General features: G+C 33.0%; 13 protein-coding genes and 1 pseudogene. 11 read left to right on the forward strand and 3 right to left on the reverse strand.

The genetic code is table 11. From position 1 onward, the window contains the following. Nucleotides 1-115: 115 nt before the first annotated feature. The 3 genes from CD111_RS03615 to CD111_RS03625 are packed head-to-tail and all read left to right on the forward strand — an operon-like array spanning nt 116 to nt 1,504. On the forward strand, nt 116-472 hold the full coding sequence (locus tag CD111_RS03615) for a hypothetical protein (protein WP_229726525.1): 357 nt from the start codon (nt 116-118) through the stop codon (nt 470-472). Next, nucleotides 462-647, forward strand: a complete 186-nt coding sequence (locus tag CD111_RS03620) for a helix-turn-helix transcriptional regulator (RefSeq protein WP_095089939.1) — start codon at nt 462-464, stop codon at nt 645-647. Before CD111_RS03615 ends, CD111_RS03620 begins: the two co-directional genes overlap by 11 nt. A 32-nt stretch (nt 648-679) precedes the next feature. Continuing rightward, nucleotides 680-1,504, forward strand: coding sequence for an alpha/beta hydrolase (locus CD111_RS03625; RefSeq protein ID WP_095089941.1), 825 nt, complete (start codon nt 680-682; stop codon nt 1,502-1,504). 132 nt (nt 1,505-1,636) lie between these two features. Here CD111_RS03625 and CD111_RS03630 read toward each other — a convergent pair whose 3' ends face one another. Continuing rightward, on the reverse strand, nt 1,637-2,365 hold the full coding sequence (locus CD111_RS03630; RefSeq protein ID WP_095089943.1) for an alpha/beta hydrolase: 729 nt from the start codon (nt 2,363-2,365) through the stop codon (nt 1,637-1,639). A 235-nt stretch (nt 2,366-2,600) separates the two neighbouring features. On the opposite strand from CD111_RS03630, the gene CD111_RS03635 reads away from it, so the two are divergent. From CD111_RS03635 to ulaG, 8 genes are all read left to right on the forward strand, one after another. Further along, nucleotides 2,601-4,049: a PTS ascorbate transporter subunit IIC gene (locus tag CD111_RS03635; RefSeq protein ID WP_095089945.1), complete on the forward strand. Its 1,449-nt coding sequence runs from the start codon at nt 2,601-2,603 to the stop codon at nt 4,047-4,049. A gap of 31 nt (nt 4,050-4,080) precedes the next feature. Further along, nucleotides 4,081-4,371, forward strand: coding sequence for a PTS sugar transporter subunit IIB (locus CD111_RS03640; protein WP_095089947.1), 291 nt, complete (start codon nt 4,081-4,083; stop codon nt 4,369-4,371). Nucleotides 4,372-4,383: 12 nt separating this feature from the next. Further along, nucleotides 4,384-4,869, forward strand: coding sequence for a PTS sugar transporter subunit IIA (locus tag CD111_RS03645; RefSeq protein ID WP_095089949.1), 486 nt, complete (start codon nt 4,384-4,386; stop codon nt 4,867-4,869). A 58-nt stretch (nt 4,870-4,927) separates the two neighbouring features. After that, a complete protein-coding gene (locus CD111_RS03650) occupies nt 4,928-5,593 on the forward strand; it encodes a 3-keto-L-gulonate-6-phosphate decarboxylase UlaD (protein WP_095089951.1) in 666 nt (221 codons plus the stop codon). 4 nt (nt 5,594-5,597) lie between these two features. Then, nucleotides 5,598-6,461 carry an L-ribulose-5-phosphate 3-epimerase gene (locus tag CD111_RS03655; RefSeq protein ID WP_095089953.1) on the forward strand — a complete coding sequence of 288 codons (864 nt, stop codon included), beginning with the start codon at nt 5,598-5,600 and terminating at the stop codon, nt 6,459-6,461. A 2-nt stretch (nt 6,462-6,463) separates the two neighbouring features. Beyond that, a complete protein-coding gene (locus CD111_RS03660; protein ID WP_095089955.1) occupies nt 6,464-7,192 on the forward strand; it encodes an L-ribulose-5-phosphate 4-epimerase in 729 nt (242 codons plus the stop codon). A 75-nt stretch (nt 7,193-7,267) separates the two neighbouring features. Then, nucleotides 7,268-8,935 carry a BglG family transcription antiterminator gene (locus CD111_RS03665; RefSeq protein ID WP_229726523.1) on the forward strand — a complete coding sequence of 556 codons (1,668 nt, stop codon included), beginning with the start codon at nt 7,268-7,270 and terminating at the stop codon, nt 8,933-8,935. Nucleotides 8,936-8,967: 32 nt separating this feature from the next. Continuing rightward, complete coding sequence (gene ulaG, locus CD111_RS03670) at nt 8,968-10,059, forward strand: L-ascorbate 6-phosphate lactonase (protein WP_095089957.1); 1,092 nt, start codon at nt 8,968-8,970, stop codon at nt 10,057-10,059. Nucleotides 10,060-10,347: 288 nt separating this feature from the next. On the opposite strand, the gene CD111_RS12915 is transcribed toward ulaG, so the two are convergent. Further along, complete coding sequence (locus CD111_RS12915; RefSeq protein ID WP_095090191.1) at nt 10,348-10,518, reverse strand: LPXTG cell wall anchor domain-containing protein; 171 nt, start codon at nt 10,516-10,518, stop codon at nt 10,348-10,350. Further along, a pseudogene (locus CD111_RS12920) lies at nt 10,519-10,617 on the reverse strand (E domain-containing protein); the annotation flags it as partial.

The following is a 10,617-nucleotide window of genomic DNA, read 5'->3' on the forward strand; positions in this document are numbered from 1 at the left end:
AAAATGTACAAATTTTTCCATATTTTTTCTTAAAATATCACAACTTTTTGACAGTTCATTTTAAGTAAGTTACACTCGGAATGTAAAATTCTTTTGACATTATGGAGTGATGATTATGGTGCTAAAATTAATATTTTTCATAGCTATTATATTGTTTTCTATTATCTGGACAATTTCTACCAATAAATTTTTGCCAAGAGAAGTAATAGATAATAATCAATCTCATAATCAATATGATGAAAGACAAAGCAAAATCATTATAGAAGTATTGGCTAGATCTTTTGTTTGGATGGTACAGGCATGTTTATTGTTTTTAGTATTTCGAATTTTTGGGTTTTGGGATATGAAAAATAGTCTAATCAATTCGTATCCAGAAGTTATATTTCTAACCATTGCGTTGATACAACTCATATTTAATTACTTTTCAGTTTCTAAAAAATATTCTGTAAAAGGAATGTCTAATGAAAAATAAAATAAAACAATATCGTAAAACAAAACAAATTTCACAGTTAACTTTAAGTGAAAAAGTAAATGTTTCCAGACAAACGATTAATGCAATTGAAAACAATAAATATGATCCAACTTTATCTTTAGCATTCAAACTGGCTAAAATTTTAGACACCACAGTTGATGATTTATTTAGTTAATATATTGAATCTAATTTAAGGAGATGGTTAGCATGAATTTTATTAAGTACATTAAATCTAAAGACAACACAAAGCTCTATGCAAAGTTCAATGAGGTTCCAAATGCTATTGGTAACGTTGTAATTGCACATGGATTAGCAGAACATTTAGATAGATATGATGAAATTACAAATTACTTAAATGACAGTGGTTATAATGTTATTAGATATGATCAACGCGGACATGGTCGTTCAGAAGGTAAGGCTTTTTATTTTGAAAAAGTCGATGAAATTGTTGAAGATTTGTCAGCAGTTCTTAATTTTGCGAAAGAACGCTATACAGACAAAACATTTCTATTAGGCCATAGCATGGGAGGCTATACTGTTTCGTTGTTTGGTACAAAACATCCCGGACTAGTTGATGGCATTATTACAGTTGGTGCTTTAACACGTTATAATTTGAAACTATTTGGAGAGCCGGACCCTTCAACTCCATACGACACATATGTACCTAATGAATTAGGAGAAGGTGTATGCTCAGATAAAGAAGTTATGGAAAAATATACATTAGATGATTTAGTTGGCAAAGAAATTTCTATGGGTCTCGTATTTACATTATTAGAAGGTGTAAAATACTTGAAAGAAAATGCTGCTAAACTTACTGACAATATACTCATACTCCACGGTAGTGAAGATGGATTAGTTAGTTATAGAGATTCGTTACAATTATTTGATGAGATTGGCTCTAAACATAAATCATTACAGATTTATGATGGTTTAGAACACGAAATACTGAATGAATCTTCCTATAATCAAGTTATTTTCTCTGACATTGTTGCTTGGTTAGATCGAGAATCAGGTTTAACAGTTGGGGAATAACTTTTATCACAATAAGATTGAGACTGGAATATCAACATCTGCGAAATTAAAAAACAGTAGAAATTCAATTTAACATTGAGTTTCTACTGTTTTTTATTTAGATTTGGAGTTATTTCATTTATTGCTCTAATGTTATTTGTTCAAAAACTTTATAATATCTCGTTCAATTTTCTCTTTATCTTTACTCTGCGTCATCAAATGTGTAGCATTTTCATATGAAATAAGTGTTTTAATATTTGTAGTCAGTTGTTCAAATATATACTCAGCGCTTTCTTTATATGAAGGTTCGTCAAGTTCTCCATACATAATCAATACAGGTACTTGAATGTTTTTCAAATTGTCCATAATATCTTCAATCATTTCAGAAAAAACTTTAGATCCCTCATCATATTGTTCAATTAGAGATAATTGACGATTACTTTCCTCATATTCCAGTCCTTGAATTGCATTAATTCTTTCACCGTAACTATATAACCTTCGTTTAATATCTTTAGTCGTTCGCTTTTGAGGCGTAGACATAATAATACATTTGTTGATTCCATTCATTTCAGTAAGCTTTAACGACAATAGTCCCCCTAACGATACACCAAGAACACTTATCTTTTCAAAACCACTTTCTTTCAAGAAATCATAGCTTTCTTGTACATGCTGATACCAGTCATTTATATCATATTCAATTAAAGATTCTATACTCAACCCATGGCCTTTATATGCAGGTACATAGCATGTATACCCTTCATTATGCACCAAATTTGCTAATTTCTTCACATCTCTAACCGTTCCTGTAAATGAATGAAGTAGAATAACCGCTTCACTTCCACCCTTTAAATATATATCTTGGTTTTCTTTTAATTTCAACAATACAATCACTCCGAATTTAATATTTCTTTATCATTAACACTATGATAGCTTCAGCTTCATTTCTAGTATAATCAATTTCTCCATATTTATCACTTTCTTCACTTTAAATCCGCTTCTTGAGTCTACCTTTGTACACTTCTTTGTGTAGCAATTGTTCTGTTGTGAAAGCGCATTCTTTTGTAAACTGTTTTTAGAAATATGATTACCAAATTATTGAAATGGAGGTGGATTATGGATGGATATTCTATTAAATATACTTAATTGGTTTTCTCAAAACATTTTGCAAAAACCTGCTTTCTTCGTTGGGCTAATCGTATTAATTGGATACTCACTTTTGAAAAAGCCTTGGCATGACGTATTTGCAGGATTTGTAAAAGCAACTGTAGGTTATATGATTTTAGACGTAGCAGCCGGTGGACTTGTTTCTACTTTCCGTCCTATTCTAACAGCACTAAACTATAAATTTAACATTGGAGCAGCAGTTATTGATCCTTATTTCGGATTGACAGCTGCTAATGAAAAAATCGCTAGTGAATTCCCTGAGTTTATAGGTATCGCTACTTCTGCACTTTTAATTGGTTTCTTTGTTAATGTTTTATTGGTTGCTTTAAGAAAAATCACTAAAGTAAGGACATTGTTTATTACTGGACATATTATGGTTCAGCAAGCAGCGACTATCACATTGATGGTACTGTTGATTCCATCTGTCCAAAAAAGCCCACTAATGGCTACTCTTACGATTGGTGTATTATGCGGACTTTATTGGGCAGTTAGCTCTAACTTAACTGTCGAACCAACTCAACGTTTAACAAATAATGGTGGTTTTGCTATAGGACACCAACAACAATTTGCTATTTGGTTTACAGATAAAATTGCACCGAAACTCGGAAAAAAAGAACAAAATCTAGACAATATAAAATTACCAACATTTTTAAATATTTTTCACGATACTATCGTGGCATCTGCAACGTTAATGTTGATTTTCTTTGGTGTAATCTTGTTTATTCTTGGTCCTGATATTTTATCAAATTCAAAAGTAATTACATCTGGTAATTTATACATTCCTGCAAAACAATCATTCTTTATGTTTGTTATACAAACAGCGTTTACTTTCTCAGTATACCTGTTCATATTAATGCAGGGTGTAAGGATGTTCGTTAGTGAATTAACAAATGCATTTCAAGGTATTTCTAACAAGCTACTACCTGGTTCTTTCCCAGCAGTCGACGTAGCAGCTTCGTTTGGATTTGGTTCTCCAAATGCTGTTCTCTTCGGATTTGTGAGCGGATTGATTGGTCAATTAATTACAATTGTTTTATTAATCACGTTCAAAAGTCCGATACTAATCATTACTGGTTTTGTACCTGTATTCTTTGATAATGCAGCTATCGCCGTCTTTGCTGATAAACGTGGTGGTTGGAAAGCTGCACTTATATTGTCATTCATTTCAGGTATTATACAAGTTTCTGTAGGCGCAATTGCAGTAGGTTTACTGAGTTTATCTGGAGGATATCATGGCAATATTGACCTTGCTGTGCCATGGGTTCCATTTGCTTATATCTTTAAACACTTTGAAATCTTTGGATATATATTAGTTTGTTTATTATTCTTACTTATTCCGCAATTGCAATATAGAAGAGCAAAAAACAAAGAAGCTTACTATTTAGGAAATTCAAATAATTAATATTATTTATAAACATTAGGAGGAATACATTATGGTTAAAGTACTTACAGCATGTGGAAATGGAATGGGTTCATCAATGGTTATTAAGATGAAAGTTGAAAACGCACTACGACAACTGAACGTTACAAACTTTGAATCTGCTTCATGTTCAGTTGGAGAAGCAAAAGGCATTGCTTCTAATTATGATTTGGTTATCGCATCTAATCACTTAGTTCATGAATTAGATGGACGTACGACTGGCAAAGTTATTGGTCTTGATAATTTAATGGATGATAACGAAATTAAGTCGAAATTAGAAACCGCATTGAAAGACTTGAAATAAGGAGCGAGTTGAATGAATTTAAAAACAGCCTTAATTGAAAATAATTCGATTCGCCTTGGCCTATCCGCTGAAGATTGGAAAGATGCCGTTAAATTATCGGTAGATCCACTGATTGATAGTGGTGCAGTATTGCCTGAATATTACGATGCTATCATCGAATCAACTGAAAATTATGGTCCTTATTATATATTAATGCCTGGCATGGCAATGCCTCATGCTCGTCCTGAATCAGGTGTTAAACGTGATTCATTTTCACTAATCACACTTAAAGAACCTGTTCAATTCTCAGATGGGAAGAAAGTATCGGTTCTCTTAACACTGGCTGCAACAAGTTCAGAAATTCATACATCTGTAGCAATACCTCAGATTGTTGCACTATTTGAATTAAATGATTCTATATCTCGTTTACAATCTTGCAGCACACCAGAAGAAGTATTAAAGATGATTGATGAATCAAAGGATAGCCCTTACCTTGAAGGATTAGACCTTGAAAATTAATACCTTTAAACAATACAACAATATTTACTATAAATAAATTTGAAAGAAGGATAGTAAAATGACGAAGAATTTGCCCTATTTACAAGTAGCCCTTGACCATTCAACACTACCTGAAGCTATTAAAGCCGCTTCTTTAGTTGGTCATGATGTTGATATTATTGAAGCTGGAACTGTTTGTCTATTACAAGTTGGTAGTGAATTAGTAGAAATTTTACGCAAGCTTTATCCAAATAAAATTATCGTAGCTGATACTAAATGTGCTGATGCTGGAGGTACGGTTGCACACAACAATGCAATCCGTGGTGCTGATTGGATGACTTGTATATGTTCAGCAACTATTCCTACTATGCAGGCAGCTCTTAAATCAATTAAAAACATCCGTGAAGATAGAGGAGAAATCCAAGTTGAACTATACGGAGACTGGACTTATGAACAGGCACAACAATGGCTAGATATTGGTATTTCACAAGCTATTTACCATCAATCTCGTGATGCTCTATTAGCCGGGGAGTCTTGGGGAACTAAAGATCTTGAACGCGTAAAGAAACTAGTTGAAATGGGATTCCGCGTATCTGTTACGGGTGGTCTAAATGTAGAAACGTTAAAGCTTTTTGAAGGCATTGATGTATTCGCATTTATTGCCGGACGTGGTATTACAGAAGCAGAAAATCCTAGACAATCTGCCATTGAATTCAAACAAGAAATCAAACGTATTTGGGGGTGAGCTCTTGGGAAGACCGATTGGTATTTATGAAAAGGCAACCCCTAAACATTTAAGTTGGTTAGAAAGACTTAACTTTGCAAAAGAATTAGGATTTGATTTTGTCGAATTATCAATTGACGAAACAGATGAACGATTAGCGAGATTAGATTGGTCTAAAGAAGAAAGATTAAATCTTGTAGAGGCCATCTTTGAAACTGGTATACGTATTCCTACTATAACTTTTAGTGGGCATAGACGATTTCCAATGGGGTCTAACGATCCCGAAATCGAAAGAGAAGCGATGGAGATGATGCGAAAATGTATAACTTTCGCTCAAGATGTAGGTGTTCGGAACATACAATTAGCTGGCTATGATGTTTACTATGAAGAGAAATCTGACGTCACTCGTCAGCGCTTTATTAAAAATCTTCGTCAATCGTGTACGTGGGCTGAAGAAGCACAAGTAATTCTTTCAATAGAAACAATGGATGATCCATTTATTAATTCAATTGAAAAATATTTAGCTATTGAGAAAGAAATTAATTCTCCATTCCTGTTTGTTTATCCAGATACAGGAAATATCTCAGCTTGGCATAATGATATATGGAGTGAATTCTACAACGGTCAACGCTCTATCGCAGCAATACATTTAAAGGATACGTATGCGGTAACTGAAAATGATAAAGGACAATTCCGAGATGTACCATTTGGAGAAGGTTGTGTAAATTGGGAAGATGTCTTCGCTACTTTAAAGAAAATTAATTATAACGGACCATTCTTAATTGAAATGTGGTCTGAAAACTGTCATTCAATTGATGAAACACGAAAAGCAATAAGAAATGCACAAGATTTTCTATATCCATTGATTGAGAAAGCGGGGTTAAAATAGAAATGACGAATCAATTAACAGAAATACGCAAACGTGTCTATGAAGCAAATATCTCGCTCCAAGAACATAATCTCATCAAATTCACTTGGGGAAATGTATCTGAAATAGACCGTCAACTAGGTTTGATTGTCATCAAACCTTCTGGTGTAGCTTATGACAAATTAACACCAGAAAACATGGTAGTTGTAGATATTAACGGTAATGTCATAGAAGGTGATTTAAATCCCTCATCAGACTTACCAACTCATATCGAACTATACAAAGCATGGCCAGAAATTGGAGGTATCGTTCATACCCATTCAACAGAAGCAGTAGGATGGGCCCAAGCAGGTTATGATATTCCTTATTTAGGTACAACACACGCTGATTACTTCTATGGTTCTATCCCATGTACTCGCGCTTTAACTGAAGAAGAAGTGGAACATTCTTATGAAAAAGAAACAGGTACTGTTATCGTAGAAACGTTTGACGAACGCAACTTAAATCCTATGACCATTCCAGGTGTCGTTGTTAGAAACCATGGCCCTTTTACTTGGGGGAAAAACGCTAAACAAGCTATTTACCATGCAGTTGTACTTGAAGAAGTAGCCAAGATGAACCGTTTTACAAAGCAAATCAATCATAATGCTAAACTAGCACCTCAATATATAATGGACAAACATTACTTAAGAAAACATGGTGCAAATGCTTATTATGGGCAAAAAGAAAAAATTTGTAAAAACGATAAATAATCAGCCAATTAAAATTGTTTTTGATGGATGCTATTATAATTAAGAACTCATTTCGAAATATAGAAGGTGCTAATAATGATTATTTTAAATCAAACAAGTTACGCATTACTAGACTACTTAATAAAGTTACAACAACCCAAAACAATCACTGAAATTTCCAAAAAACTTTCACAGTCTAGGCGTAAAATTTATTATCACCTATCAAAAATAAACCAAGCATTGCCAGATAATGTCGAGAAAGTTATTAATTACCCACATATCGGGATTTTACTGAATTATAATCAAAAACTCGCTTGTATACATTTACTTAATGAACTAGATACAAATCACTATATTATGAATGCCAATGAACGTAAGTGGCTTATCATTTTATACGTCAGTATTTCTAATGAATATATAACGATTAAAAAACTGATGAATTTAACAGATGTTTCCCGTAATACAGTACTTAACGATTTGAATAATATTCGGGATCAATTAGAAGTGGAACAATATAAGATACAACTTCGCGTTACAAAAGCTCATGGATACTATATTGACTCACATCCGCTGTCTAAGATTCAATTTATTTGTAAAATACTACATCAAATTTATAAAGAAGCATCTGTTGCTTTTAGAACAGCTGTCTACGAAAAAATTTCATCACTCACAAATTTTGAAAGTTATTTTTCAAAAGAAAAACTTGATTATTTAAAGCTACTCATTAGCCAAGTACATTATGATTTAGGAAAAAGCCTCAATCAAAAAGATAGTGAATTTATGGTACAAATATTGCCTTATTTATTAATGAGTTACCATAATACAAAAGTAAAAACATATGATTTTGAAGATGTTAAGCAGGATTTTCTGCTCGTGCAAGAAAGAATTGAGTATAGTGTCGCAACAAAAATAGTGCATAGTTTAGAAGAAAAATTTGGAATCTCGTATGATGATATGGATAAATATATTATCGCCATACTTTTATTATCTTTTCGTAAAGATAAAGATACACATAACCATAGCCATGATTATGACGATATGCGAAATACTTTGGATTTATTCTTAACATTATTTGAAACTGAGACCCATATTACGTTTCAAGAACGTAACAAATTGTTGGATCAGCTATTAACACATTGCAAAGCATTAATTTATCGGAAAATTTATAACATCCCTTCAGATAGCCCTTTAACTGAAGATATTAAAGATAAATATAATCAGCTATTTAATACCGTCAAGAAATGTACGCCACTTCTAGAAGAAACATGGCTTATACACATGACAGATGATGATATTGCATATATTGCCGTTCATTTAGGTGGTGCGATTCATCATAAATATAACCAAGATACACACAGAAAAAAGATAACGCTTGTTTGTGACGAAGGAATCGGTATTCGTAAACTTTTTCTTAAACAATGTCAAAAATACATTTCAAAACCTCATATCGATACCGTATTTACCCTAGAGGAATTTCATAGTGTTAAAGAATTGTTGCTATCAGACATAGTCATATCTACAAGTGACGCAGTAGAAACAGAATTACCTTTAATTATAGTAAGTCCAATCTTAACAAATAAAGACATTATTAATTTGATTTCTATAGTCTATTCAACAAACACAGATCATACTTCAGATTTTTCACTCAAACTGGAACAAGTGCTTAAACATTATATTAACGATAAAAATGAACAATACACATTGCGAAATCAAATTGAAACTATATTTCTTAATGAATTATTACACTACTTCGATAACATATAACAATACATTTTAAAACTGAAGGAGACTTTAAAATGAAAAACATAAAAGATATAACGAGAGAATCATGGATATTATCTACTTTTCCAGAATGGGGAACATGGTTAAATGAAGAAATTGAAGAAGAAATTGTTGAAAAAGACAATTTTGCTATGTGGTGGTTAGGTAATTGTGGCGTTTGGATTAAAACACCACAAGGCGCTAACATTGTGATGGATTTATGGTCTAACAGAGGTAAGTCTACAAAGAAAGTTAAAGATATGGTTCGTGGGCATCAAATGGCCAATATGGCAGGTGTTCGCAAATTACAACCTAACTTACGTGTACAACCCATGGTCATCGATCCATTCGCAATTAACGAGTTAGACTATTACCTTGTATCACATTTTCACAGTGATCATATCGATATAAATACTGCAGCTGCCATAATCAACAATCCAAAGCTGGATCATGTTAAATTTGTAGGCCCATACGAATGTGCTCGAATTTGGAAAGGCTGGGGTGTCCCAGAAGAACGTATTATCACAATAAAACCAGGAGATAGCTTTGAATTTAAAGACGTTAAAGTGACAGCAGTAGAATCATTCGACCGAACATGCCTTGTAACGCTTCCAGTTGAAGGCGCAAAAGAGAATAATCATAATTTAAAAGACCTCCCTGTAACCGATGAAGAAATGGCGCGTAAAGCCGTTAATTACATCTTTGAAACACCAGGTGGAACGATTTATCATGGCGCGGACTCTCACTTCTCAAATTACTTTGCCAAACATGGCAAAGACTATAACATAGATGTTGCCTTAAACAACTATGGCGATAACCCAGTAGGCATTCAAGACAAGATGACATCCATTGACCTACTTCGTATGGCAGAAAGTCTACGCACTAACGTCATCATTCCAGTTCATTATGATATTTGGTCTAACTTTATGGCTTCAACTGATGAAATCTTAGAACTTTGGAAAATGAGAAAAGACCGATTACAATACCAATTCCACCCATTCATCTGGGAAGTTGGCGGTAAATATACGTATCCACAAGACAAAGATAAAATTCAGTATCATCACCCACGCGGCTTTGATGATGCCTTTGAACATGACTCAAATATCCAATTCAAAGCACTACTTTAATCCATAATGTTTATACATCAATAAACATTCAAACTTAAAAAGGCTAGAAACGCTTTTCAATAACGTTTCTAGCCTTAAGTATTTTATTATTTGGGAGCGATGAACTAGTACTTTGCACTATCTTAACAATCTTATTAGTAGAATAGTTTAACTAATAAGCTGAATACTTTTAATTTTAGTCATTAATATATTGCTTTTTTAAAAGTGCTGCTTTTTCAACATAAGAACAATCATTAGATAGAGAGCGCCCAAAACGCCCTCTAGTAAATCTATAACATTCCCTTACTATCAATCTTCTTGTTTCTTTCTACGGCCGAATAATAATAAGCCTAAACCAGTAAATAAAGATCCAAATAACATAGTATCATTATTTGTAGCTTCCCCAGTATCTGGTAATTTTTTATCAGATTTTTGTTTTATATTACTTTCATTTAATGGACCTTTATTATTTACTGCAATTTTAACCTCTGGTGTGCCTGTCTTTGGACCAACTTTTGTTACATCATCTACTGGTGGGACAACTACTTCACCTGTATCTGGATTCTTAACACCTGGCTT

This window comes from Mammaliicoccus stepanovicii (assembly GCF_002902525.1).
Classification (GTDB): Bacteria; Bacillota; Bacilli; order Staphylococcales; family Staphylococcaceae; genus Mammaliicoccus; species Mammaliicoccus stepanovicii.

What these genes read in the sequence shown, in the direction of transcription:
- CD111_RS03615 (WP_229726525.1), top strand. Translation starts at nt 116, where the DNA reads ATGGTGCTAAAATTAATATTTTTCATAGCTATTATATTGTTTTCTATT.
- CD111_RS03620 (WP_095089939.1), top strand. Translation starts at nt 462, where the DNA reads ATGAAAAATAAAATAAAACAATATCGTAAAACAAAACAAATTTCACAG.
- CD111_RS03625 (WP_095089941.1), top strand. Translation starts at nt 680, where the DNA reads ATGAATTTTATTAAGTACATTAAATCTAAAGACAACACAAAGCTCTAT.
- CD111_RS03635 (WP_095089945.1), top strand. Translation starts at nt 2,601, where the DNA reads ATGGATATTCTATTAAATATACTTAATTGGTTTTCTCAAAACATTTTG.
- CD111_RS03640 (WP_095089947.1), top strand. Translation starts at nt 4,081, where the DNA reads ATGGTTAAAGTACTTACAGCATGTGGAAATGGAATGGGTTCATCAATG.
- CD111_RS03645 (WP_095089949.1), top strand. Translation starts at nt 4,384, where the DNA reads ATGAATTTAAAAACAGCCTTAATTGAAAATAATTCGATTCGCCTTGGC.
- CD111_RS03650 (WP_095089951.1), top strand. Translation starts at nt 4,928, where the DNA reads ATGACGAAGAATTTGCCCTATTTACAAGTAGCCCTTGACCATTCAACA.
- CD111_RS03660 (WP_095089955.1), top strand. Translation starts at nt 6,464, where the DNA reads ATGACGAATCAATTAACAGAAATACGCAAACGTGTCTATGAAGCAAAT.
- CD111_RS03665 (WP_229726523.1), top strand. Translation starts at nt 7,268, where the DNA reads ATGATTATTTTAAATCAAACAAGTTACGCATTACTAGACTACTTAATA.
- ulaG (WP_095089957.1), top strand. Translation starts at nt 8,968, where the DNA reads ATGAAAAACATAAAAGATATAACGAGAGAATCATGGATATTATCTACT.